This window comes from Pseudoclavibacter chungangensis, from assembly GCF_013410545.1.
Lineage (GTDB): Bacteria > Actinomycetota > Actinomycetes > Actinomycetales > Microbacteriaceae > Pseudoclavibacter > Pseudoclavibacter chungangensis.
Map to the genome: position 1 here is coordinate 2,084,697 of NZ_JACCFV010000001.1, position 24,736 is coordinate 2,109,432.

The 24,736-nt window shown below is 71.0% G+C and carries 23 protein-coding genes; 9 read left to right on the plus strand and 14 right to left on the minus strand.

Going from position 1 to position 24,736, the window contains the following annotated elements; genetic code table 11:
- Window positions 1–22 precede the first annotated feature (22 nt).
- From HNR16_RS09330 to HNR16_RS09345, 4 genes are read right to left on the minus strand one after another with little or no spacing between them, the layout of a single operon-like run.
- Window positions 23–1,354: an MFS transporter gene (locus HNR16_RS09330; protein ID WP_158040853.1), complete on the minus strand. Its 1,332-nt coding sequence runs from the start codon at window positions 1,352–1,354 to the stop codon at window positions 23–25.
- Window positions 1,351–2,385: a 5-oxoprolinase subunit C family protein gene (locus tag HNR16_RS09335; protein WP_158040854.1), complete on the minus strand. Its 1,035-nt coding sequence runs from the start codon at window positions 2,383–2,385 to the stop codon at window positions 1,351–1,353. Before HNR16_RS09335 ends, HNR16_RS09330 begins: the two co-directional genes overlap by 4 nt.
- Complete coding sequence (locus HNR16_RS09340) at window positions 2,382–3,107, minus strand: 5-oxoprolinase subunit B family protein (protein WP_158040855.1); 726 nt, start codon at window positions 3,105–3,107, stop codon at window positions 2,382–2,384. The genes HNR16_RS09335 and HNR16_RS09340 overlap by 4 nt, the downstream gene beginning before the upstream one ends.
- Window positions 3,104–3,871: a LamB/YcsF family protein gene (locus tag HNR16_RS09345; RefSeq protein WP_158040856.1), complete on the minus strand. Its 768-nt coding sequence runs from the start codon at window positions 3,869–3,871 to the stop codon at window positions 3,104–3,106. Before HNR16_RS09345 ends, HNR16_RS09340 begins: the two co-directional genes overlap by 4 nt.
- 188 nt (window positions 3,872–4,059) lie before the next feature.
- On the opposite strand from HNR16_RS09345, the gene HNR16_RS09350 reads away from it, so the two are divergent.
- Window positions 4,060–5,076, plus strand: coding sequence for a LacI family DNA-binding transcriptional regulator (locus tag HNR16_RS09350; RefSeq protein ID WP_225737883.1), 1,017 nt, complete (start codon window positions 4,060–4,062; stop codon window positions 5,074–5,076).
- Window positions 5,077–5,108: 32 nt separating this feature from the next.
- On the opposite strand, the gene HNR16_RS09355 is transcribed toward HNR16_RS09350, so the two are convergent.
- Both HNR16_RS09355 and HNR16_RS09360 read right to left on the minus strand, forming a co-directional pair.
- Window positions 5,109–6,431, minus strand: a complete 1,323-nt coding sequence (locus HNR16_RS09355; RefSeq protein WP_158040857.1) for a GNAT family N-acetyltransferase — start codon at window positions 6,429–6,431, stop codon at window positions 5,109–5,111.
- A gap of 81 nt (window positions 6,432–6,512) precedes the next feature.
- Entirely contained in the window at window positions 6,513–7,904 is a 1,392-nt protein-coding gene (locus HNR16_RS09360) for a cation:dicarboxylate symporter family transporter (RefSeq protein ID WP_158040858.1), read from the minus strand.
- 195 nt (window positions 7,905–8,099) lie between these two features.
- On the opposite strand from HNR16_RS09360, the gene HNR16_RS09365 reads away from it, so the two are divergent.
- Window positions 8,100–9,368 (plus strand): sensor histidine kinase, encoded by a 1,269-nt coding sequence (locus HNR16_RS09365; protein ID WP_158040894.1) that lies wholly within the window; start codon window positions 8,100–8,102, stop codon window positions 9,366–9,368.
- Entirely contained in the window at window positions 9,365–10,057 is a 693-nt protein-coding gene (locus tag HNR16_RS09370) for a response regulator (RefSeq protein ID WP_158040859.1), read from the plus strand. Before HNR16_RS09365 ends, HNR16_RS09370 begins: the two co-directional genes overlap by 4 nt.
- Window positions 10,058–10,073: 16 nt before the next feature.
- Here HNR16_RS09370 and HNR16_RS09375 read toward each other — a convergent pair whose 3' ends face one another.
- Window positions 10,074–10,541: a MarR family transcriptional regulator gene (locus tag HNR16_RS09375; protein WP_158040860.1), complete on the minus strand. Its 468-nt coding sequence runs from the start codon at window positions 10,539–10,541 to the stop codon at window positions 10,074–10,076.
- A 59-nt stretch (window positions 10,542–10,600) separates the two neighbouring features.
- On the opposite strand from HNR16_RS09375, the gene HNR16_RS09380 reads away from it, so the two are divergent.
- Both HNR16_RS09380 and HNR16_RS09385 read left to right on the plus strand, forming a co-directional pair.
- On the plus strand, window positions 10,601–10,912 hold the full coding sequence (locus HNR16_RS09380; RefSeq protein ID WP_158040861.1) for an SDR family oxidoreductase: 312 nt from the start codon (window positions 10,601–10,603) through the stop codon (window positions 10,910–10,912).
- 118 nt (window positions 10,913–11,030) lie between these two features.
- A complete protein-coding gene (locus HNR16_RS09385; RefSeq protein WP_158040862.1) occupies window positions 11,031–12,107 on the plus strand; it encodes a Gfo/Idh/MocA family protein in 1,077 nt (358 codons plus the stop codon).
- Window positions 12,108–12,117: 10 nt separating this feature from the next.
- On the opposite strand, the gene HNR16_RS09390 is transcribed toward HNR16_RS09385, so the two are convergent.
- Window positions 12,118–13,215: a YeiH family protein gene (locus HNR16_RS09390; RefSeq protein WP_158040863.1), complete on the minus strand. Its 1,098-nt coding sequence runs from the start codon at window positions 13,213–13,215 to the stop codon at window positions 12,118–12,120.
- 164 nt (window positions 13,216–13,379) lie between these two features.
- Here HNR16_RS09390 and HNR16_RS09395 point away from each other — a divergent pair, with 164 nt between their 5' ends.
- Entirely contained in the window at window positions 13,380–13,715 is a 336-nt protein-coding gene (locus HNR16_RS09395; protein WP_158040864.1) for a hypothetical protein, read from the plus strand.
- 9 nt (window positions 13,716–13,724) lie between these two features.
- Here HNR16_RS09395 and HNR16_RS09400 read toward each other — a convergent pair whose 3' ends face one another.
- From HNR16_RS09400 to HNR16_RS09420, 5 genes are all read right to left on the minus strand, one after another.
- The gene (locus tag HNR16_RS09400) at window positions 13,725–15,221 is read right to left on the minus strand and encodes a zf-HC2 domain-containing protein (protein WP_158040865.1); all 1,497 of its coding nucleotides are present in this window, start codon (window positions 15,219–15,221) and stop codon (window positions 13,725–13,727) included.
- 178 nt (window positions 15,222–15,399) lie between these two features.
- Window positions 15,400–16,479 carry a hypothetical protein gene (locus HNR16_RS09405; RefSeq protein WP_158040866.1) on the minus strand — a complete coding sequence of 360 codons (1,080 nt, stop codon included), beginning with the start codon at window positions 16,477–16,479 and terminating at the stop codon, window positions 15,400–15,402.
- A gap of 54 nt (window positions 16,480–16,533) precedes the next feature.
- Window positions 16,534–17,001: a hypothetical protein gene (locus HNR16_RS09410; RefSeq protein ID WP_158040867.1), complete on the minus strand. Its 468-nt coding sequence runs from the start codon at window positions 16,999–17,001 to the stop codon at window positions 16,534–16,536.
- Window positions 16,998–17,726, minus strand: a complete 729-nt coding sequence (locus tag HNR16_RS09415; protein WP_158040868.1) for a 3'-5' exonuclease family protein — start codon at window positions 17,724–17,726, stop codon at window positions 16,998–17,000. Before HNR16_RS09415 ends, HNR16_RS09410 begins: the two co-directional genes overlap by 4 nt.
- A 669-nt stretch (window positions 17,727–18,395) precedes the next feature.
- On the minus strand, window positions 18,396–18,668 hold the full coding sequence (locus HNR16_RS09420) for a hypothetical protein (protein ID WP_179558178.1): 273 nt from the start codon (window positions 18,666–18,668) through the stop codon (window positions 18,396–18,398).
- On the opposite strand from HNR16_RS09420, the gene HNR16_RS09425 reads away from it, so the two are divergent.
- Window positions 18,652–19,836, plus strand: coding sequence for a lipid-transfer protein (locus HNR16_RS09425; RefSeq protein ID WP_158040869.1), 1,185 nt, complete (start codon window positions 18,652–18,654; stop codon window positions 19,834–19,836). The two genes, HNR16_RS09420 and HNR16_RS09425, sit on opposite strands and share 17 nt — an antisense overlap.
- 156 nt (window positions 19,837–19,992) lie before the next feature.
- Here the strand turns inward: HNR16_RS09425 and HNR16_RS09430 are convergent, their stop codons facing one another.
- Window positions 19,993–21,462 carry an XRE family transcriptional regulator gene (locus HNR16_RS09430; protein WP_158040870.1) on the minus strand — a complete coding sequence of 490 codons (1,470 nt, stop codon included), beginning with the start codon at window positions 21,460–21,462 and terminating at the stop codon, window positions 19,993–19,995.
- Window positions 21,463–21,597: 135 nt separating this feature from the next.
- Here HNR16_RS09430 and aceA point away from each other — a divergent pair, with 135 nt between their 5' ends.
- On the plus strand, window positions 21,598–22,914 hold the full coding sequence (gene aceA, locus HNR16_RS09435) for an isocitrate lyase (RefSeq protein WP_158040871.1): 1,317 nt from the start codon (window positions 21,598–21,600) through the stop codon (window positions 22,912–22,914).
- Between the two features lie 29 nt (window positions 22,915–22,943).
- Window positions 22,944–24,626: a malate synthase A gene (aceB, locus tag HNR16_RS09440; RefSeq protein WP_158040872.1), complete on the plus strand. Its 1,683-nt coding sequence runs from the start codon at window positions 22,944–22,946 to the stop codon at window positions 24,624–24,626.
- Window positions 24,627–24,736: the final 110 nt, after the last annotated feature.

The window sequence follows — 24,736 nt, forward strand, 5'->3', positions numbered from 1 at the left end:
CTGATCCTTTCGGTTCGATCGGTCATTCGTCGCGGAGCGGCTCGTGTGCTCGATCGGTCACCGTGAGCACGGCGACGAGGGTTCCGATCGAGGTGAGGACGACGTAGTACGCGGGCATGAAGCTGTTGTGCGTCAGGCCGATGAGCCACGTCATGAGCAGCGGCGCGGTGCCGCCGAACAGCGCGGACGAGATGTTGTAGCCGAGGCCGTAGGCGCTGTACCGGATCCTCGTGGGGAACAGCTCGACGATCATGATGTGGATCACCGCGGTGTGGCCCGCGAACACGACCGCCATGAGGCAGGCGCCGAGGATCGCGAGGCCGAGTTCCCCCGTGATGATGAGCGCGTAGGCGGGGATCGCGATGACGGCCATGAGCACGGCCGCCCAGGCCATGATGCGCTTGCGCCCGAACCGGTCGGACATCGCACCCGCGATCGGGACGGCGATGCAGATCGCGACGAGGCTCGTCGCCGTGACGATGAGCGCGGTTCCGATCGAGAAGCCGATCGCATCGCTCTTCAGGAATGTCGGCATGTACGAGAAGATCACGTAGTAGCCGGCCCCGTTCATGAGGGGCACGAACAGCGCGAGCAGCATCGCCTTGCGGTGTTCGGGCGTCGAGAACGCTTCCTTGATGGGGTTGCGGGAGAGCCGGTCCTCCTCCTGCAGCTTCTTGAAGTTCGGGGTGTCGTCGAGCGACTTGCGGATGTAGAACCCGACGAGCCCGAGCGGCACTGCGACGAGGAAGGGGATGCGCCACGCCCATGCGCCAAAGCCGCCGGCGCCGATCGCGTCCGCCGTGAGCCAGGGTGACATGCCGAACGCGACGAGGGTGCCCGTGAGGAGTGCGGCGAACGATGCGACCTGCGCGAGGCTCGTGTTGAGGCCGCGGCGGTTGGGTGCCGAGTGCTCGGCGAGGAACGTCATCGCGCCGGCCGCCTCGCCGCCGACGGAGAGGCCCTGCAGCATCCGGAACAGCACGAGCAGGACGGGCGCCGCCACACCGATGACGGCGTACGGTGGCAGGAGCCCGATGCCCGCCGTCGCGACGCTGATGAGCATGATGACGGCGACGAGCATGCGCTGTCGGCCGAAGCGATCGCCGAGGACACCGAAGATGACGGCGCCGAGCGGGCGGACGAAGAAGGAGACGGCGTAGCCGGCGAAGACGAAGACGAGTGCCCCCGTCTCGTCACCGGCGGGGAAGAAGACGATCGCGAGCGTGCTCGCCATGAAGGCGAAGATGCCGTTGTCGTACAGTTCGACGAAGATTCCGATACAGCCGGCCACGAGGATCCGGCGCTTGCTCGGCGGCTGCTTCGTTGCAGCGGCCGACGTCGCGGGTGCGGTCATGAGATGCCCTCCGGTGATGGGGTGGAACTCGGGGTGAAGGTGGACCCCCGGGCGACGAGCTGTGTCGCTCCGAGGTGGGTGTAGACGGTCTCGACGCGACGACGCAGGTCGTCGAGCCGGTCCCGCCACTCGTGCAGCGACTCCTGCGCCCGTTCGACCGTCGTGTGTCGGAACCGGATGCGCTCTCCCGGTCGCACTTGACCGAGATCGTCGAGGGAGAGGGGCGTGACGACGGCGAGGACGGGGTACCCCGCCGTGACGCCGCGGCCGCGGTGCAGCACGAGCAGTTCGTCGCCGGGCGGCACCTCGACGGCGCCGACCGGGACGCCTCGCGAGAGCACCTCGCCGCCCCCTCGCCGCACGGGCAGCGCGCCCGTGAGCCGGAGGCCGATGTGGTTGCTCTTCGCGGAGACGGTGTAGGGGTCGTGGACGAGGCGGGCGTCGGTGCCCGCGAACTCGTCCACGTCGGGACCGTCGGTGATGTGGATGACGGCTTCGCCGCCCATGTGGGGCACGAGGACACCGAGGTTGAACAGCGACATGTCGAAGAAGGGGTTGACGACGGGGTCGACCGCCTCCCCCACGACGAGTTCGCTCCCCGGCCGGAGCGAGGTGCCGAACCCCGCGACCGTGTCCGGTGCGCAGCTTCCGAGCAGCATCGGCACCTCGAACGCGCCGTGGGCGCTCAGGTAGGTTCGCAGCCCGGCCGCCATCTCGACGATCTCCATCCGCTGTCCGGCACACAGCGAGATGGGCTCCCACATCGGGCGCTCGACGTCGTCGACGACGACGACGACGGGGGCGCCGGTGACCGCGACGAGCAGGTTCGTGGCCGCGACGAAGACGAAGTCGGACGCCGTGATCTCGACGAGCGGCGCGCGCTCGTCGTTCGCGACGAGGATGTTCGCGACGCGGGCGGAGTACTGGTCGAGCGCCCCGTTGACCGGGAGCCCGACGGCCGGGCCGCGCTCGCGTCCGAGGTCGGTGACGGCGGCGACGACGGCGCGCTCCACCACGATGCCGCCGCTCATGCCGCGACCGCCTCGAGCGGGTGACCCCGCAGCGCCTCGAAGCGCTCGTCGTCGATGCGTTCGAAGCGGATCGTGTCGCCCGGCCGGTACGGGACGAGCGGCTCGCGCGTGAGGTCGAGGATACGCAGCGGGGTGCTGCCGATCCCGGACCAACCGCCCGGTGCGGTCGCCGGGGCGACGGTCGCCTGGCGCCCCGCGACGGAGACGATGCCGGCCGGCACGCTCGTGCGTGGGCTCGCGAGCCGTGGGACCGGGACGGGGAAGGCCGGCCCGTCGAGCATCGGAGACCCGCCGGGTGCACCGAGGCAACGCACCGTGTAGAGCGGCTCGAGGTGCAGCCGGATGACGTCCTCGGCCGCGAGTCCGGTGAGGTGGGCGACGCGGTCGAGGTCCGGTCCGAGTTCCCCGCCGTAGCGCACCGGGACGACGAAGTGACGGGGGTGGTCGTGCAGGGGGCGATCGGCGTCGAGGCCCGCCAGCGTGGATTCGATGGTGCCGGTCAGCTCGGCGGCGGTGATCGCGAACGGGTCGTACTCGACGAGCACCGACTCGTACGTGGGGACGCAACCGATGAGGCCCGACGTCCCGCTCCGTGCGAGTGCGTCGGCGAGCAGGTGCACGGTGCGCCAATCGCGCTCGCGGTCGCCCGAATCGCTGCTCACGCGGATCGCCGCGGCTCCCGAGCCCGCGATGCGGACGTGGGCCGGGTCGACGGCACTCATCGTCGTCGCTCCGGTGCCGCGACCTCGACGCCCGCGGCGACGAGCTCGTCGCGCAGCCGCTGCGCGAGGCGGACCGCGCCCGCGTTGTCGCCGTGCAGGAGCACGGAGTCCACCGTGACGGGAAGCGTTCGGCCGGTGCGGCTCTCGATGGTCCCGTCGAGGACCATGCGCACGGTGCGCGCGGCGATCTCGTCCTCGTCGTGGATGACGGCTCCCGCCTCCGAGCGGGGAACGAGCGTGCCGTCGTCCTCGTACGCGCGGTCGGCGATACCGATCACACCGATCTGCAGGTCGGCCTCGCTCGCCGCGTCGGCGAGGCAGCCGTCCTGGACGAGCACGCGCAGTTCGGGATCGACGACGAGGACGGCCGCCACGACGGCACGGGCGTAGTCCTCACGCACCGCGACGAGGTTCCCGAGCCGACCGTGCGGTGCGATGTGCGCCACACGTGTTCCGTGCGCGGTCGCGAACGCCTGCAGCGCACCGAGTTGGTAGATCACGTCGGTGCGGACCTCGTCGCCCGTCAGGTCCATCGCCCGCCGGCCGAAACCGACGAGGTCGGGGAAACTCGGGTGGGCGCCGACGTGCACGCCGCGCTCGACGCACTTCGCCACCGTGCGGTCCATGATGCGGGGATCGCCGGCGTGGAAGCCGCAGGCGATGTTCGCCGAGGTGACGATGTCGAGGAGCGCGTCGTCGTCGCCCATCTTCCAATCGCCGAATCCCTCGCCGAGGTCCGCAACGAGATCGATTCGTCGTGCCATGTCGGCTCTCCTTGCTCACGTCATCGGGTGCAGGACATGCTTCGCCGCACCGGATCCCTGCGCCAGCGCTTTGCCGTGTTCGTGCCGAGCGGGTTCGCGACACGGCGGGTTCCCGGGCGACGCGACCACGGGGTGTGCGAGTCGTGGCAAAATTCTTGCCACGACGACCGCACGAAAGGAATCAACCGATGGCCATGCCCGCCCGGCGCGTCCGACGGCGAGTCACCCTCACCGACATCGCCGACGCGTGCGGTGTCGCGCCGTCGACGGTGTCGCGCGCCCTGTCGAATCCGAATCGCGTGAGCCCCCAGATGTACGAGCGCGTCGTCCGCAAGGCGCGCGAACTCGGCTACGCGAGCGCGATGATCCCCGCGTCGAGGACCCGGACGACCCGCGGGACGATCGCGCTCGTCGTCCCCAACCTCACGAATCCGTTCAATCTCGACCTGATCCGCGGCTGTCAAGCACGCGCCCAGGCGGGCGGTTTCCTGCTGCTGCTCGTGACGAGCGACGACTCCGAGGAGGTCGAGGGCGAGCTGCTGTCAGAGCTGTCGGACGCGGTGGACGGCATCGTCGTGGCCTCACCGCGGGCCCCGGACGCCGTCCTCGAGCGCGTTGCGGACCGTGTTCCGCTCGTCGCGCTCAATCGCGAGGCGGGTGCGCTCTCCGGCGTCGTGATCGACACGCCCGTCGGGCTCGTGAGCGCACTCGACTATCTCGTGAGTCTCGGCCACACGCACATCGCCTACGTGCGCGGTCCGGGCTCGTCCTGGCTGGATCGGGTGCGCTTCGGTGCGCTCAAGGAGGCCGCGGATCGGGCCGCCGTGTGCCTCCTGCCGGTCGGCGCGTTCCGGCCGACGCTCGCGGCGGGCGCGGCGGCGGCCGACGCCGTCGCGCTCGCAGACGTCACCGCCGCGATCTTCTTCAACGACGCGCTCGCGATCGGCGCGCTCATGCGCTTCGCAGCGAGGGGCGTCGCGGTCCCGGACGATCTCAGCGTCATCGGCTGCGACGACATCTTCGGGGCGTCGTTCACCTCGCCACCGCTCACGACCGTGAGCGCCTCGGGCGAGCAGGCCGGGCGCGCGACGATGGACCTGCTGCTCGGACGTTTCACCACGAAGGACCGCAGTCGCCGCATGGACCACCTACCGAGCCAGCTCACCGTCCGCGAGTCGACCGGCAGGGTACCCCCGTCCCGCTGAGCGCGGGGCCGTTCACGCCCGGGGTGAGCACCTCAGTACCACGTCGAAAGCCACGGTGTCCGTGCCGGTCGGAACAGGCGGTCCGCGACGGCCGCGTCGCCCGCTGCGCGCGGCGTGATCCGGCCGGCCCGAACGAGCGTCTCGGCGGTCACCGTGCCGAGCACGAGCGAGCCCAGTTCGGCCACGTCGAGTTCGAGCACGGGCGTCGCGTGCGGCACGGCGTCGAGGCGCGTGACGACCCCGGTGCCTGCCTCGTCGGCGACGAGCAACCAGGTGCCGGCGGCGAACCCGAGCGAATCCGCGACATCGAGGACGATGCGGCCGGACGCCGCGTAGTCCCGTCCGCCGAGCACGGCGGGGACATCGAGGACGCGGAGCCACTCGTGATCGATGACCCGCTCGGTGACCGCGCGGAAGTCCCCGATCATCCAGCGCAGCGGCTCGCCGGGCGCACGCACCTCCACCGAGACACTCTCGACGAGATCGAGCTCGAGGAAGTAGCGCCAGAGGGCCGCGTACGCCTCGTCGTCGACCGTGACGAGCGCCTCGATCTCGACGGTGTGCTTCGTGAAGTCGTGTTCGTTCGCGCGGAGCCGATAGACCGCGACGCCCGTCACCTCAGCGTCGGCGGAGGCGTAGCGGACGCTCCGGATCGGTGCCGTCTTGGCTGGGTCCCCGACCGCGCCCGTCATGCGGGCCCAGAGCGCCGGGTAGGCGTTCGTGTCGCCCGGTACCTGCAGCCGGGCACGGTCGTGGAGCGTCGCGAGCAGCGCCGCGGCGTCCTGTGGCGTGACGTGATCGATGCGCCCCGGCGCGACGGGTCCCCGCCACGTCGCACGCGCGGTCTCGACCTGGTACGTCGCACCGAGCGTCGCCGGGCCGAATCCGAATCGGCCGTAGATCGTCGACTCCGAGACCGTGAGCATCGCGGCCGCGAGGCCCGCCGCGGCGGCCGTGCGGAGTTCGCCCTCGAGCAGGTTGCGTGCGATACCGCGGCGACGGTGGGTGGGCGATACACTCACCTCGGAGACGGCCCACGACTCGATCGTCCGGCCGGGCGAGAGCGTGATCTCGCCGATCCACGACGCGACGGTCGCGACGGGATCGATCGGGACGGGGGCCGTGTCGTCCCAGACCCCGGTGATGCGCCGTTCCGCGAGCGCCTCACGCGTTCTCGCGAGCGCGGCCGCGTCGTCCCGCTCGCCGTGGAATCCACGCGAGACCGCCTGCAACCAGGCGTCGAACGTCGTCTCGTCGGCGACGTCGACGAGCCCGTATCGGAGCCCGGTATCGGCGAGACGTGTGGCCGACCGTTCGTCGATCGGAATGGTCTTCGAGCGTTCGCTGCGATCCATTCCGCCAGCATACGGCCCGTCGACGACGCCACGGAGCGAGCTGCGCCGTGCGCCACCCGCCCCGTGGGACCGCGCGAGACGTCAGCGCGTCCCGGTGTCGGCTCCCCCGGTCGTGAGCGCGGCCGGCTCCTCCGCGGGCCCGTGGTCGTCGCCCGCGAACGTCGATTCGTCGAACGGCAGCTCGCCGCCGAGGACGGCCTTCGCGCGCTCGGCGTCGAACTGCTTCGTCCACGTCCCGATGAGGATGGTGGCGATCGCATTGCCCGAGAAGTTCGTGATGGCGCGCCCCTCCGACATGAACCGGTCGATTCCCACGATGACGCCGACACCGTTCACGAGGTCCGGTCGGTACGCCTGCAGACCCGCCGCGAGTGTCGCGAGGCCGGCGCCGGTCACACCCGCCGCGCCCTTCGAGGCGATGATCATGAAGACGAGCAGGCCGATCTGCTCACCGATCGACATGGGCTGCCCCATGCCCGTCGCGATGAACAGCGACGCCATCGTGAGGTAGATCGCGGTGCCGTCGAGGTTGAACGAGTAGCCGGTCGGGACCGTGATGCCCACGACGGGCTTCGAGACGCCGAGGTGCTCCATCTTCGCGATGAGTCGCGGCAGCGCCGACTCGGAGGAGGACGTGCCGACGATGAGCAGGTACTCGCGTCCGAGGTACTTGATGAGGCTGAACACGTTGATGCGTGTCACGGCGTACAGGAGCGTTCCCAGCAGGACGACCACGAACAGGAAGCACGTGATGTAGAAGGCGATCATGAGCAGACCGAGCCCCCAGATCGCCGCCACGCCGGTCTTGCCGACGACGGCTGCGATCGCGCCGAACGCGCCGATGGGTGCGAGCCAGAGGATCATGCCGAGGACACGGAACACGAGGGTCTGCAGGTGACGGATCCCCGTCATGATCGGCTTGCCCTTGTCGCCGAGCCCCTGCAGCGCGAAGCCGACGAGGAGCGCGATGAAGAGCACCTGGAGGACGCTCTCGCCCGTGAACGCCGAGAAGAACGTGTCGGGGATGATGCCGAGCACGAAGTCGGTCGTGTGCGACGCCTCACCCTCGACCTCGTAGCTCGAGCCCGACATGTTCAGGCCCTCGCCGGGGTGGATGATGTTGCCGACGACGAGGCCGATGCCGAGCGCGAACGTCGACATGAGCATGAAGTATCCGAGCGCGAGTCCGCCGATCTTGCCGACCGTCGCGGCCTTCGCGATCGAGCCGACGCCGATCACGATCGTGCAGAAGATGATCGGGGCGATCATCATCTTGATGAGGGCGACGAATCCCTTTCCGAGCGGTTCGAGTCCCTGCGCGAACTCGGGTGCCGCGAGTCCCACCACGATGCCGAGCAGCACCGCGATGATCACCGACACGTAGAGCCACGTGTGCTTGTCCCAGCCGCGGATCCCCCGCTTGCGTTCGTCGTGTGTCGCGGGGGTCGTTCCCCTGCCGTTCGAAAGAGCCATCGTCGCCTCCGTGGTCGAAACATCGTTGTCCGGTCGATCGGCCCGGCCGATCGTTCCCCTCCACCTTGCGCGCCCGACGTCGCGGCGCGACGCTTGTGGTCCTATTGGTCTCGGTACGATGGAGTCCGACGGCGCCGATGCCGACACGCCCGGAACCGCGCCGGATGCCGATCGGTGTGGCGCCGGGGAGGAGCGATGGACCGACGGGGCCGTGCGAGCGCCGCGTCACGCGCGTTCGCCGCCGTGACGGCGTCGGTGCTCGTGGTCGGCGTCCTCGTCGGCGCACTTCTCGTCGTCGATGCGCAACGAACGGCCCATCACGAGGCCGAGACGGTCTCGCGCGCGGTCGCGGAGTCGATCGTCGCGATGCCGCTCGTCGCGGAGGCGCTCATGGCACCCGGTGCGACCGAGCGGCTGCAACCCATCACCGACGACATCCTCGCGGACGCGTCGGTCGACTTCATCACGATCATGACGCCGGACGGGATCCGCGTCACGCACCCCGACGTGACCCGCATCGGGTTGCGCTATCTCGGCACCGTCCCCGACGCACCGGTCCCGCTCACGGAGGAGTACACGGGGACGCTCGGGGCGTCCGTGCGGACGATCGTCCCCGTCGTGTCCGACGGGGCGCTCGTGGGGTGGGTTGCCGCGGGCGTCACGCTCGGGAGCATCACGACCGACCTCGCGCTGCCGAGATTCCCGTTCGTCGTCGGGGTCGCGCTCACGATCGTCGCCGCGGGGATCGCGGGGGCCGTCCTCGCACGTCGGTTCATGCGCCAGGTCGCCGGCGACCTGCCCGCGGACCGGATCCGCGACGCCGTGTCGTCGTACGAATCCGTTCGGACGCTCAGCCAGGCGATGCGCGCGCAGACCCACGAGCACGGGAATCGGCTCCACACGGCGGTCGCGCTCCTCGAACTGGGGCGGACGACGGAGGCGATCGCCATCCTCACCGAGACTTCACGCCGGAGCCAGGCGCTCCTCGACCGGATCGATGTGCCCGCCCACATCGATCCGGCGGTGACCGCACTCCTCATGGGCAAGGCGTCGCAGGCGCGCGAACTCGGCATCGAGTGGACCGTCGAGATCGATCCCGACGCCCCGCCCACGGGTCTCGGATCGGTCGATCTCGTCTCCGTCCTCGGCAACCTCATCGACAACGCGCTCGACGCCGCCGCGAGCGGTCGCGAGCCGCGCTGGGTCGACGCATCGCTCGAGCGTGGGACCAGCGGCGAACTGCGGATCGTCGTGTCCGACAGCGGCGACGGCGTCCCCGACGAGTTCACCACTCGGGTGTTCGAGGAGGGGTTCTCGACGAAGCCGGTGGGAGGACTCGGGCGCGGGGTCGGCCTTCCCCTCGTGCGCTCCATCGTGGATGCGGCGCACGGCTCGATCGAGCTCGCCCCCGATGCGCCGACGACGTTCACGGTGCACCTCCCCGCCGCGGAGGCATCGGCATGATCGACGTCCTGCTCGTCGACGACGAGGCGCTCACGCTCGAGCTGCACCGCAGCTACGTCGAGCGTGTCGACGGGTTCCGCGTCGTGGCGGAGTGCAGCGGTGCACGCTCGGCCGTGGATCACGTGCTGCGCGCGCCGGGCGGTGCCGGGATCGACCTCGTGCTGCTCGACATGACGATGCCCGACGGGACGGGACTCGACGTGCTGCGGCATCTGCGCTCGCGCGCGTCCGCGGTCGACGTCATCGCACTGACCGGCGTGCGCGATGCCGATGTCGTTCGCCAGTTCGTGGCCCTCGGCGCCGCGCACTACCTCGTGAAGCCGTTCACCTTCGCGGTGTTCCGTGAGCGGCTCGAACAGTACCGCGACTTCCGCTCGCGGGCGAGCGCGGCCGCGGGCGCGGCGACGCAGGAGGAGATCGACGCGATGCTCGGCGCGCTCCGACCCGCCGGCTCCGGCTCGCTCCCGAAGGGGCTTTCGACCGATTCCCTCGCGCTCGTCTCCGAGGCGGTCCGGACCCACGAGGCGCTCTCGGCGAGCGAGGTCGCCACGCTGCTCGGCATCTCGCGTGTCACCGCTCGCCGCTATCTCGAATTCCTCGCCGACTCCCGGCGCGTGGAGCGGGGATCCCGCTACGGCACCGGCGGACGCCCCCAATCGGAGTATCGCTGGCGCGACCGACCGCGGTGATCGTGAACCGGTCGATTCAGCGCTCGTCCGCCGCGCGGCGCTGCCAGGCGCGACGGAGCGCACGCACGCCCTGTGCGAGCGCGCGCAGGTCGTCGTCGTCGAGGTCACCCAGCAGGTCGTACGCGTGGTCGCGGAGGCCGCCGACCAGTCCGTAGACCCGTTCGGCGACGACGGTCGGCTCGAGGCGCCGCACGCGGCGATCGTCGGGCGATTCGACGCGCGTCAGGTAGTCGAGTTCGACGAGCCGATCGACGGTGGCGGAGACGGTGGGGGCCGTCACGTGGAGCGCGTCGGCGAGTTCACGGCCGGTCGAGGCGACGCCGCTCGTGACGAGCAGGACCACCTTCAGTTGATGGATCGTCAGATCGAGCTCGACGAGCTCGTCGAGGTGTCTGATCGCGAGCAGTTCGGCGACGGCGCGACGGTCCCCGCACACCTGGGTGATCGCCGTGTCCCGGTCGACGGTGCTCGACTTCTCAGCCATGTCGCTTAGCGTATCAGTCACTAATCATTAGCTATGTCCTAACTAAATGGGGTGCATCCATGAACGACACGATCGACCGCCAGGGGGCGGCACGGGACGAGAACGAGTGCGCGACGATCGTGCAGGACGAGGTGTGGTGCCTCGTGCGACCGGGACGAGCATCCCGCGACGAGGCCGTCGCCCTTCTCGAGGACGGTGCGCGCGTGGGCATCATCGCCGACGACGTCGAGCCGCTCGCGACGCTCGTCGCGGTGTACTACGACCGCATCCTCCCGGTCGAGACGAACGTCCGGGACACCGATGCCGTCGAACGCGGCATCGCACTCGCTCGCGAGCACTTCGGCTGGATCGACCGACTCCGCACGCCCTGACCGGCGACGACGTCGGGGCGTGTGCCGAAACGGGGCGACACACGCGGAAGCTGTCATGTCCTGACATTAGGATGACGGAGGGCCCGTTCCGGGCCCGACGAATCCGACGGGAGCCGACATGACCACACCCTCCGAACGCACCCGACCGGTCCGCATCGGTCTCGTCGGTTACGGCGCCGGTGGCCGTCGGTTCCACGCCCCGTACATCGCCGCGGCCACGGGCGTCGAACTCGCGGGCGTCGTCACGAGGTCCCCCGGACGACGCGCCGAGGTCGAGGCCGACTTCCCCGGAGTGCCCGTCTACGACTCGCTCGCCGCGCTCGTCGAGGGTGAGCGGGCCGGGCACGGCATCGATGCCGTCACGATCACGACGCCGCCCACGACGCGGCGCGAACTCGTCCTCGAGGCCCTCTCGCTCGGCGTCGACGTCGTCGCCGACAAGCCCTTCGCCCCGACCCCGGCCACCGCGGTGGAGCTCCGCGACGCGGCCGCGGCGGCCGGCAGGACCCTCGCTGTCTACCACAACCGACGGTGGGACCCGGACGTCCGCACCATCCGCGACCTGCTCGACGCCGGCGACCTCGGGACGATCCGTCGGTTCCACTCACGCTACGACCTCGACGAGCCCGGCTCCCTCGAGGGCGGGCCCGGCGGTGGCCTCCTGCGCGACCTCGGGAGCCACCTCGTCGACCAGGCCCTGTGGTTGTTCGGCCCCGCGACGCGCGTCTTCGCCCGCCTCGATCCCGCGGACACCCCGGAGGGCCCGACCGACGAAGGATTCGTCATCACGATCGAGCACGCCGACGGGACCGACTCCCACCTGAGCGCGAGCAAGCGCAACCGCCTCCAGGCGCGCGAGTTCCGCCTGTACGGTGCGGACGGCTCCTACACAGCATCGACGACCGACGTGCAGACCGTTCGCATCGACGCGGGTGAGCGTCCCGCGCACGATCCGTCCGAGTGGGCACACGAACCGGAACACGCCTGGGGCGTCCTCACCACGGCGGCGGGCGCACGACGCGTGCCGTCCTCGCGCGGCTCGTACGTCGACTACTACGAGCAGTTCGCCGCCGCCGTGCGCGGCGAGGCGGACGCGCCCGTCTCCGCCGACGACGCCGTGGCCGTCATCGAGGTCCTCGACGCCGCACGGCGCAGCGACGAGATCGGTGCCGTCGTCGATCTCGGGGAACGCTGAGCCCGATCCGTCAGCTCGCCGTCAACAGGATGACGGCGAGTGCCGTCACGGTGACGACGATCCAGAGCAGGCCACCCAGCAGGAGCGGACGGAGGCCGGCCGTGCGGAACGCCGCCAGGTCGACCGACAGGCCGATGCCCGCCATCGCCGTGGCGATGAGGAACACCGAGACGGTGCCGGCGGACACCGCGACGGGGTCGGGGACCGCACCGAGCGTTCGCAGCAGGGACGCGACGAGGAAGCCGACGAGGAACCACGGGACGAGTCCCACGACCCCGCTCGCGGTGAGCGTCGTCGCCGACCCGCCGTCCCGGCGCTCGCGCCGCGCGGTGCGGACCGCGAGGCCGACGCTGATCGGGATGATCATGAGCGTCCGCACGAGCTTGACGACGACGGCGAACGAGAGCGCCGCCGAACCGTAGATCGCCGCCGTGGCGACGACCGACGACGTGTCGTTCACCGCCGTCCCGGCGAACAGACCGAACGCATGCTGATCGAGACCCGCGAGGTGCCCGATCCAGGGGAACAGCAGCACGGCCGCGACGTTGAACAGGAAGATCGTCGAGACGGCGTAGGCGATCGCGGTGCTCGACGCGCCGATGACGGGCGCGACGGCAGCGATCGCCGAGGCCCCGCAGATCCCGGTGCCGACACCGATGAGGGTCGTCAGTTCGCCGTCGACGCGCATCGCCCGTCCGAGGAGCCACGCGGTGACGAGGCAGACGACGAGTGTCGTCACCATGACGGGGAACGATTCGACGCCCACGCTCACGACCTCTCCGAGCGAGAGCTGCGTTCCGAGGAGGACGACCGCGGCCTGCAGCACACGTTTGCCCGCGAAGCCGATCCCGGGGGCGAGGACGGACGCCGGACGCCGGACGATCGCGACCACGGCCCCCAGGACGACCGCCGGCATGGCGCTCCCGAGGACGGGCACGAACGACCCGACGAGCGTCGCGATCGCCGCGATCGCGAGGCAGACCGCGAGGCCGGGTACGAGCGCCGCGGTTCGCCGGGCCGCCGAGGGCGGTGACTCCCCCGCACCCGGACGGGTCTCGTGATCGGGTTCCGGATCGTCCGGACCCGCGGGCAGACCGTGCTGGGACATGCTCCCTATCGTACTCGGGCCCGTCGATTCGGTCGTCGACGACACGCGTTCGTCCCGGAGGAAGCGCCCGGCCGATCGGCTGCGCGAGAATCCCGTCGTCCGCGCATGGTGTCGTCGTGGTAGCTGCGACACCGGCCCCTGGGCCGCTCACGACGAGCGAGGCGATGCGACTCTCCTCGCTCATCGACCGCTGTCGCGATCGCTCCGGCCTCCTCGGCACCTCGCAGGACCCTCGGGCCGTCGCGTCGCGTCGTGCGCTCTTCCGCGTGGTCGACTCCCCCACCGCCCGCAACTGGGACGCCGCATCTCGCGTCGTCGTCGCGCTGCGTGCGGACGGACGTCCCGTCTCGCTCTGGACGGCGCTCGTCGAGACCGTCGACTACCCCGTCATGCACCATGTGCCGGGCACGCCCTGGCGCACGCTCCCGACGAGGAGCGAACTCCTCGACACGATCATCGTGTGTGCGCTTCGCGCCGAGAGCCTCGACGCTCCCCTCTGACGACCGCGATCAATCGCACTCGTCCCACGGCCAGGGCCACGAACCGCCGTCACAGTGACCGGGCGTCCCGGTCGGCGTCGGGTCCGGGCCGTCGGTCGGGGTCGGGTCGTCCGTCGACCCGGGGTCGTCGGTCGGGGTCGGGTCGTCCGTCGACCCGGGGTCGTCCGTCGGGTCCGGCGAACCGGGCGAAGTCCCGGGCGGCGTCGACGTGGACGGGCCGGGCAGCCCCGGCGAGTTCGAGCCGGGCGGCACGACGGGATTCCCCGACGGCGGCCGCCCCGGCGAGGTCGGCGGGGCCGCGGGGTCGTCGGCCGGTGGCGCGGTCGGGTCCGAGGAGTCCTCGGGGACTGCCGGCGACGACGACGGCGTGGTGGCCGGCGCCGTCGCGGGCGGTGCCGACGACCCGCTGCCGCCGCCCGATCCCCCGCTCGACGAGTCGTCCCCCTCGGCGCTCTCGGCCTGCTCGGACGATGCGTCCGCACCACCCGCGATCGCGGGGACCACCCAGAACGCCGCCGTCCCGGCCACGAGGATCGCCGCGACGGCGCCGACGGCCCAGACCGGCGCACCACCGATCACGGACATGATCGCGGCACCGACGGCGGCCGCGCCGCCGACGGCCGGCGCGCTGGACGGGGAGCCGCCCGTGCCGCCCGGCGACGCCGTGCTCGCCTGCGCGGCACCCGCACCGGAGGCCGACGCGAGCCCCGCGCCGAGCGCCGCGGCCGCCGATGTCCCGACCGTCGCCGGGAAGATGACCGCCCGGAGCGCGGCACCGATGTCGCGGAGCGAGACGACCGCCGCGTCGCAGGACTCGCACGTCTCGAGGTGCTTCTCGACCCGGGTGCTCTCCTTGATCGTGAGCCCGTCACGCACGTACGCGCCGAGCTTCGACGAGATGCGCCGGCAGTCGAGTCGCACGGGCTCCGCGACGTGCTGCTGGAGGTAACGGCGCTTGAGGCCCTCGCGAGCGCGACCGAGCAGCGACGAAACGGCGTTCGGAGTGAGTTCGAGGAGCGGTGCGGCGTCGGCGACGTCCAACTGCTCGACCTCGACGAACCAGAGCGCGTTCTGCCAGCTGCTCGGCAGCCCCAGGAACGCACCACCGATCGTCGTCTGGTCGAGCGACTCCTCGATGACGGAATAGTCGTCGACGCTCGGGACGTCGAACGGTTCGAACGAGTCCACGTCGATCGTCGAGGACTCGCGTTTCGAGAGCGCCGCCGCAGCGTTCCGGACCGCGGCGTACAGGTAGGGCCGCATCGCGACGTGTGGTCCGGCGCCGGCCTTGAGCGCCGCGAACGTGCTCGTGAATCCCTCTTCGACGAGGTCCTCCGCCGCCGGGCGCCGACCTCGCGTCAGGGAGAGTGCCAACCTCGTGGCCGCGTCGTAGTGCCGCCGGTACAGTTCCGCGAACGCCTCGGCGTCGCCGGTCTCGCGCACCTCGCGGAGCAGCGCCGCCTCTTCCGACGCCAGCTCGTCCGCCGGCGACCATGCCGTACTCATCCCGCGCCCCCTCGGCTCAGTTCATCGCTCGCAGCGCCCTCAGCGCGTCACGACCGACTCCCAGCCGGTCCCCTGCATTCCCATGGTAACCGGAGCGCGACTCAGGATCCACGCTGCGGTCCCCCCGGGCGTCACGAACGCCCGGGGAGCTCATCCGCCCGGGGAGCTCATCCGATCGTCAGACCGGCGAATCGGTCGTCTTCGTCGACGCTCCCCGCCGGTTCGCGGCGTTGACCGCCGAGGTCCAGAGCCGCTCGGCCTCCCCGGGATTGCGTTCGAGCGCGGCGGCGATGAGGTCGCGCTGCGCCATGGTGCACTCCCCGAACGGCGCGAACAGCGCCTCGGTCGTCCGTTCGTCGGATTCACCGTCGAGATACTCGGCGGCGATCGACGCGAGCCGACCGCGGACGACGGCCTTCACCGCCGTCACCTCGCGCGGGCCGAGCGAGGCCGCGGCCGCATCCGGCAGGCCGAGCGCCTGGGCGAACAGGCTCCACGCGCGTCGACGGCGTTCGACGGCACCCATCTGCGCCTGCGTCAGGCGCTCCGCGAGCGCCTCCGCGGCCTCGTCACGCGAATCCGCGTCGCGCACCTGCTCGGGCGTCGCGTCGCCCACCCGATCCGTGGGATCCGCGAGCGCGGGTTCGACGGCGTCGTCCCCGCACCACCGCTCGTCGAACGACACGTGCGGCGTGAGCGAGATGCGATGGAAGTCCGGCGCCGGACGGTGCTCGGGGTCGTGCCACCCGGCGCGGACACCGTCCGCGATCACGTCCTCTTCGACGCGCGAGGGCATGCGACCCTTGACCTGCAGGAACTCGTCCACGAGCCCGAGGTACACGCGACGTCCCGCGAAGGACTCGTAGCGGACGTCGGCGGGCAGGTGCCACCGGGACGCGAGCTTCGTCACGCGGTCGACGATGAGCTTCTCGTTCGGCGTCCGCCCCCCACGCTCGTTGTGGGCCTCGAGCAGTCCGAAATAGGCCTCCTGCACGATGTCGTCGACGTCGTCGCGGGTGAAGGCGCGTCGCCCGACGAGCCGCATCGCGCGACGTCGCGCGAAGTGCAGCAGGTTCTCGGGCGAGTCCTGGGCGGCCGGCCCCGCGTCGATGCGCGCGGGCGCGGCCTCGACCACCGGGTCGAGGTGGGCGATCGAATCGATCGCGGACGTCCGTCGGACGTCCGTCGGGTCGTCGGGACGCACGTGGTCGGCAGCGCCGGGCCGGGTGCCGATCGTGGGCTGGTCAAAACCGCTCATACAAGTGAGGAGTCGATCCCCCATGCGGATCGCACGCAGATCCGAGGCATTCAGCTAACTCTCAGGAAACTCGACCGGCACGCTCCAGCGCTCGACCGAGGGAACCTCGTCCCACGGGATCCGCCACGCGCGCGGTGGCGCTTCGGTGATGCCCTGGCAACCGGTCGTGAGCCGACAGGCGACCGGTACCTCACCCGCAACGATGTCGTAGGCGCCGCAGAGGGGACAGCGCCGCAGATTCGCCTCCGCGCGCGTGGGCAGCCTCCGCAGGAGACGGAGGTTCCGGTCGATGATCTCGACCTGCCGCCCCGTGAGTCGATGGCGCGCGGCGAACTGCAGCGCTAGATCGTCGCCCGACTCGAGGACGTCGAGCAGTTCACCGAACGTGGACGTGCCGCTCGACTCGAGCAATCCCTGCACGACCGCGCCGATGGCGACGAGCGTGTCCCCCTCGGGCGTGAGGATGCCCATGACGGTGGCACCTTCGCCGTGCTGCCGGTGACGCATCGTGGCGGTGTTCATCTCGAGGCCTCCTCGCGCGTCGGGAGCACCGGCCACGACGCCGCGGCGCGGGCATCGGAACGGGCGCCGAGTTCCCACTCGGCCGTCGTTCGGTGGATGTCGAGCAGCGACCCGGTGCCGTGCCCGATCTCGCCCGCGAAGCGATCGAGCAGCGTCCAGGCGAGGAGGCCCGCGACGACGACACCGAACAGTGGCCCGTGCGCGTTCGCCCGATCGACGGGGATGCCGTGGCTGCTCGCGGTCTCCACGAGCCGGCGGGAGCCGCTGCGGAAGGGGTCGACGGCCTTGTCGATCGCGAACGGGTCGATCACCGGCGCGGGTGTCGCCGGGTGCACCGCATGTCGCCGCGCCTCGCGGTCGATCACCGTGAACGGGCGCGCCGCGTGGAAGGCCACGACGGGAAGTCCTGCATCGAAGCGCTCGCGGAGCGCCTCCACGATCTGCACGATCGCGTCCCCACCGTCGTCGAGCCGTTCGTCAGGCCGCTCGCCACCGAGTCGGACGACGTTGGACTCGGCGGCGCCGATCGGCTCGCCCGGCTCGACCCGCCAGCGACGGACCGCGTGCACCCGCCCGTCGCGTCCGACATCGGCGAGCACCGCCGATTCGATGCGTCCCTGCTCGACGTCGAGCGCGGACGACTTGACGTCGAGCACGGTGAGCGAATGCAGGTCGCTCAGCGTGGGGACCCCGCGTCCTCGCGGCGGAAACGTCGTGACGTTCACGGACCACTCCTCTTCGTTCCGGCAGATCGCCCCTCGCGTCGGGCGACTCGTCACCACCGCCCATGCCCGGATCGGACCGAACCTGCGCAAACGGACGAACACCGACGCGTCGTCGTTCCGCCCACGCGTCCGGCGGTCCCCGCGGTCGCGGGAGGGTGCGCGGCCGCCGCGCCGAAGAGCTCGGCGCGGCGGCCCGACCATCGTGCGCACCGCCCGGGGGAAGCGGGGCACGACTGGTCGGCCCCGCGTGGAGACCTGCGGGGGGCGACCGGGTGCCGTGTCACTGGGGGTTCGCGACGACCCGTCACCACTCCCCATGGACGGACGGCGAAGAAGTTGCGCACCGACCGGCGCGGCCCCGCGACCGCGGCGTTCCGGCGGACGACGCGGGTTCGTGCGTGCCGACCGAGGACGAGGACGGTGTATGCGCTCCGTCGGCGATCGGGAGGGGCGGGGCACCGGGGCGTCGAGCGCGTCGCATGTCGCGTCACGGAGCGCCGCCGTGCACCGGGGGGAGGTCCGGCGGCCCATCCGCATCGCGCCCGTCGGCGATCCGGCGGAGGGACCGGTATCGCGCGGGGGGTCGCGATACCGGTTCAACTCGTCCGCATCGACGATCGCGCCGACGGTTCCGACCGTTCGCCTCCGGGGGGAAGAGACGTTCTCCGGTCACCACCACTCATGCACGGACGTCGAAGAACTTGCGCACACGATGTCGGTCGGATCGTTCGAGCGGTCGGAATCGGCGTCGGACGGTGCGCCGGTCGGGATCCGCACCCGGGCGGCCGGCGAGCGCCCGGGCCGCGTCACGGTGCCCTCGAGGCCGACCGGACCCCGCCGGTCCACGATGCGCGAGCTACACTGCTCGGCACCGACGAGCATCGCCGCCCCGGCCGGTTCGTCGCCGGACGAAGGAGACGACGAGATGACGAACGCGCTCATCGCGGGCGTCGGCACGGTGCCGTTCCGCACGCCGCGCACGAGCGATCCGTACGACGTCATGGCCGAAGGTGCGGTCCGCGCGGCGCTCGCGGATGCCGGCGTCGACCTCGCCGACGTCCAGCAGAGCTATGTCGGCTACGTCTACGGCGATTCGACATCCGGGCAGCGCGCCCTGTATCGCGTGGGCCGGACGGGTGCCCCGATCATCAACGTCGACAACAACTGCGCCACGGGATCGACGGCCCTGTGGCTCGCACGACAGGCGATCGAGAGCGGCGACGCGGACTGCGTGCTCGCCCTCGGCTTCGAGCAGATGCAGCGCGGTGCACTCGTCGAGCACTGGGCGGACCGCCCCGGGCCGCTCGCCGATTTCGTCGCCCGTGCGGACGACGAGTTCGGACCGGACGACGTTCCCATGGCCGTGAAACTGTTCGGCGGTGCGGGCCGCGAGTACCAGGAGCGGCACGGCACCGACGACCGCACGTTCGCCGCGATCACCGTCAAGTCACGACGTCACGCGGCCGCGAACCCCATCGCCGTGTTCCGCGAACCCGTGACGGTGGAGGAGGTCCTCGCGTCGGGTGAGGTGTTCGCACCGCTCACGCGCCTGCAGTGCTGTCCGCCGACGTGCGGGGCGGCAGCGGCGATCCTCGTCTCCCCCGCGTTCGCCCGCTCGCGGGGGCTCGATGCCGGCGTGCGGATCGTCGCGCAGGCGATGGCGACCGATCGGGACTCGACGTTCGAGGGCGATCTCGCGCAACTCGTGGGTGCCGACCTCACGGCCGACGCGGCCGCGCAGGTCGCCGAGGCCTCGGGTGTCGACCTCGCCGAGGTGCCCGTCGTCGAATTGCACGACTGCTTCACCACGAACGAACTCCTGAGCTACGAGGCACTCGGGCTCACCCCGCCGGGGACCGCCGAGCGCTTCGTGCTCGACGGCGAGAACACGTACGGCGGCCGCGTCGTCACGAACCCGTCCGGCGGGCTCCTCTCCAAGGGGCACCCGCTCGGCGCGACGGGTCTGGCCCAGTGCGCCGAGCTCGTCCAGCAGCTGCGCGGTGAAGCGGGCGAGCGCCAGGTCGAGGGCGCGACGCTCGCGCTGCAACACAACATCGGGCTGGGCGGCGCCGCAGTCGTGACCCTCTACGAGCGATCCCCCACCCCGTGACCCCCTGACCGCCTGACCGCTCGCCCACCCGCCCCCCGCCCCCGCGATCTCTCTCCCCCCAAGAGTTCCGGGCGAAATCTGGGGTTCCGGGTGCCCCGGAACCCCAGATTTCGCCCGGAACGCGGAGGGTCGGTGCTCGCGGTCGGCGCTCGCGCGTCAGGGGTGGGGGGTCGCGTGGCGGTCGAGGAAGTCGTAGACCTCGACCTTGTCGACGCCCGTCGTCGAGCCGTCGGGCATCGCCGCGAGCAGTGACGCGTTGAGGCGCGCGCTCGGCCACGCCTTGCCCTCCCAGTACGCGGTCGACTTCCCGGACGGCTCGCGGCAGCACGACGGATCGGGGCAGCGCGAGGGCAGCCGGCGCTTCGTGTCGCGCCCGCGGAACCACTTCGCCTCCGCGAAGTTCGTGCCGACGCTCACCGAGAAGTCACCGCTCGTCGACGACTCGATGCGTGACGTGCACCAGAACGTGCCCGACGGCTTGTCCGTGTACTGGTGGTACGGGCTCAGACGGTCCTCGACCTCGAACACCTGCCGCGCACTCCACCACCGGCACACCTGCTGCCCCTCGACCGCACCGAGCACGTCGGTCGGGAACTGCACCTCGTCGTTCGCGTAGGCCTTCGAGATCGCGCCGCTCGCGTGCACCTTCACGAAGTGCACGGGGATGCCGAGGTGCCGCGTCGCGAGGTTCGTGAACCGGTGGGCCGCCGTCTCGTAGCTCACGGCGAAGTGATCGCGCAGGTCCTCGACGGAGAGCTCCCGCGCGGCCTTCGCCTCCGTCAGGTACTCGAGTGCGCTCGCCTGCGGGACGAGCAGCGCGCCCGCGAGGTAGTTCGTCTCCACGCGCTGCCGGAGCAGATCGCCGAAGTCGTGCGGCTCCGGACTGTCGAGCACGTGCGCGGCGAGTGCCTGCAGGAGCGCCGAGCGCGCATCGGTGCCGGGCTGGCGGATCGGGAGGTAGATGCGGTGGTTGCGGTGATCGGCGATGCTGCGCGTCGTCGCGGGCAGATCCCCCACGTAGTGGAGCGTGAAGCCGAGGTGCGCGGCGAGCTCGGAGGTCGCGCGCTGCGAGAGCGGACCGCCGCGGTGACCGATCGCGGCGAGGAGCTCGGCGGCGGCGTGCTCGAGATCCTCGTAGTAGTTGTCGCGGGCGCGCTGCTCCGCACGCAGCTCGGCGTTCGCGCGCCGGGCCTGCTCGGGTGTCGCGGCGCGCTGTTCGTGCAACCGCTCGAGCTCACCGTGCAGCGTGAGGATCGTCTCGATCGCCGCGTCGCTCAGGCTCTTGCGAACGGGGAGCGCGGGGAGGTCGAGGGAACTGTAGAGCGGGCTGCGCTGCGCGCGCTCGAGCTCGATCTCGAGCTCGTCGCGGCGCGAGAGCGCCTCGGGCTCGAGGAGCGCGTCGAGGGTCGTGTCGAGCGCGCGGGCGAGCCGCTGCAACTCGGCGAGCTTGAGCTCGCGCTTCCCGTTCTCGATGACGGAGACCTGCGAGGCGGCACGTCCGATCGCGTCGCCGAGTTCGCCGACGGTCATCCCGCGGTCGACCCGGAGCCGACGCACGCGTCGTCCGATGGTGAGTGAATCGAGCACGTCCTCATCGTCACCCGCGAGGGTCCGTCGTCCTGCCATGCCACGAGCCTGCCACACCCGATCATTCTGCGGATCAGAAAAACGTGCATATTTCTATCCACTTTCTTGCGAAGAACCGGTCCGATTCGGCGCATGCTCATTGCAGGCCACGTGAAAGACGCGAAGGAGCAGCACATGACCGACACGCAGAACCTCCCCGGCACGCAGACGCAGACCGCCGCAGAGCTCGAGCTCGAGTGGGCGACGGACCCCCGCTGGGCGAACGTCAAGCGCGACTACACCGCCGAGGACGTCATCGCCCTGCGAGGTCCGGTCCGCGAGGAGCAGACGCTCGCGAAGCGCGGCGCCGAACAGCTGTGGGATCTGATCCAGCGCAACGACGAGGACCCGGAGAAGTGGGTGTACGCGCTCGGTGCCCTCACCGGCAACCAGGCCGTGCAGCAGGTGCGCGCGGGCCTCGAGGCCATCTACCTCTCGGGTTGGCAGGTCGCGGCCGACGCGAACCTCTCGGGCCAGACCTACCCCGACCAGAGCCTCTACCCGGCGAACTCGGTTCCGGCCGTCGTCCGTCGCATCAACAACGCCCTGCTGCGCGCCGCGCAGATCGAGTTCGCCGAGGGCGGCGAGACGTCCCGCGAGTGGACGGTGCCGATCGTCGCCGACGCCGAGGCCGGCTTCGGCGGCCCCCTCAACGCCTACGAGCTCATGCACGGCATGATCCAGGCGGGTGCGGCGGGCGTGCACTGGGAGGACCAGCTCGCCTCGGAGAAGAAGTGCGGCCACATGGGCGGCAAGGTGCTCGTCCCCACGGGGCAGCACATCCGCACGCTCAACGCCGCGCGCCTCGCCGCAGACGTCGTCGGCACGCCGTCGCTCGTCATCGCCCGCACCGACGCGCTCGCCGCGACCCTGCTGACGAGCGACAACGACGAGCGTGACCGCCCGTTCCTCACGGGCACGCGCACCGCCGAGGGCTTCTACGACGTGCAGAACGGGATCGAGCCGGTCATCGCCCGCGGTCACGCGTACGCGCCGTACGCCGACCTCATCTGGGTCGAGTCGTCGGAGCCCGACCTCGAGCTCGCCCGCCGCTTCGCGGAGAGCATCCACTCGGAGTTCCCCGAGCAGAAGCTCGCCTACAACTGCTCGCCGAGCTTCAACTGGAAGCGCCACCTCGACGACGACACGATCGCGAAGTTCCAGCGCGAGCTGTCGGCGATGGGCTATGCGTTCCAGTTCATCACCCTCGCGGGCTTCCACGCCCTGAACTACTCGATGTTCGACCTCGCGAGCGGCTACCGCGACCGGCAGATGTCGGCCTACGTCGAGCTGCAGGAGGCCGAGTTCGCCGCCGAATCGCGCGGCTACACGGCCACGAAGCACCAGGCCGAGGTCGGCACCGGCTACTTCGACCGGATCGCGACCGCCCTCAACCCGTCGAGCGCGACGCTCGCGCTCGTGGGCTCGACCGAGTCCGAACAGTTCCACTGATTCCCGCACCATCCGAAAGGTGAACGACGATGACCACCACGTTGACGGCCGGGTCCGAGAGCACGCCCCGGCCCGAGCCCCGCCCCGCCGGACGCATCGAGGTGCGCGGCGACATGCACGACCGGTTCGACGAGATCCTCTCGCCCGCGGCACTCGACTTCATCGCCGAGCTGCACGACCGGTTCATGAACCGCCGCGAGGAGCAGCTCGTCGCGAACGCCGAGCGGTTCCGAGCGATCGACGCCGGCGCCGACCCCGCCTTCCCGCGGGAGACCGCCTCGATCCGACGCGACCCCACGTGGCGCGTCGCCGGCGCGGGGCCCGGCCTCGAGGACCGCCGGATCGAGATCACCGGTCCGACCGACCGCAGGTCGACGGTCGAGGCGCTCAACTCCGGGGCGAAGGTGTGGCTGGCCGACCACGAGGACGCGCTCAGCCCGACCTGGTCGAACGTCATCGACGGACAGCTCAACCTCGCCGACGCGATCCGGCGGCGCATCGACTTCGTGTCGGAGGACGGGACGGCGCACACGCTCGGCGAGCACACGCCGACGATCGTGTTCCGCCCTCGCGGCTGGCACCTCGACGAGCGGCACCTCCGCTACGTCGACGCCGCGGGACGCCCGCGTCCCGCCTCGGCCTCGCTCGTCGACTACGGCCTGTACCTGTTCCACAACGCCCACGAGCTCGTCTCGCGGGGCGCCGGCCCGTACTTCTACCTGCCCAAGCTCGAGAGCCGCCACGGTGCGCGCCTGTGGGACGACGTCTTCTCGTTCAGCGAGCGGGCGATCGGGCTCCCCCACGGCACGATCCGGGCGACCGTGCTCATCGAGACCATCACGGCGGCGTTCGAGATGGACGAGATCCTGTACGAGCTGCGCGATCACTGTGCGGGCCTCAACGCGGGCCGCTGGGACTACCTGTTCAGCATCATCAAGAACTACCGCAACCGCGGTCGCTCGTTCCTCCTCCCCGACCGGGGGCAGATGAACATGACGGTGCCGTTCATGCGGGCGTACACCGAACTGCTCGTCGCGACGTGCCACAAGCGCGGCGCGCACGCGATCGGCGGGATGAGCGCGTTCATCCCGAACCCCGACGACGAGGCGCGGACCACCGCGGCACTCGAGCAGGTCGCGATCGACAAGCGCCGTGAGGCGTCGGACGGGTTCGACGGCAGCTGGGTCGCGCACCCCGGGCTCATCGAGACGGCCTGTGCCGAGTTCGACGCGGTCCTCGGAGAGCGGCCGAACCAGCTCGACCGACTGCGCGACGACGTCTCGGTGACGGGCTCGCAGCTCATCGACTTCCGCATCCCCGACGGCACCGTCACGGTGGCGGGCATCCGCGAGAACGTGTCGGCCTCGCTGCGCTACCTCGACAGCTGGTTGCGAGGCACCGGCGCGGTACCGATCGACGACCTCCTGGAGGACGTGTCGACGGCGGAGATCTCCCGCTGCCAGCTCTGGCAGTGGATCCAGCAGGGGGCGCTGACCGACGACGGTCTGCCCGTGGTGCGCGAGCGGGTCGAGTGGATCATCGACCGCACGCTCGGCGAACTGCCCCGGACCGGAACCGACCGACTCGACGACGCGGCCGAGCTGCTTCGCGAGATGGTGCTCGGTGATTCGTTCCCCCGATTCCTCACCCTGGGCGCCTACGAACGGCACCTCGACGAGTCCCGCCGAGGAGTGGCGACCCGAGCGGCGTGAGCGGCCGCCGGCGCGATCCGCCGGCGTCACGTCGGGTGAGTACACGCGGTGCCCGACCGGAACGGCTTCCGGTCGGGCACCGTCGTGTTCGCACGCACCGGCGCGGCCAC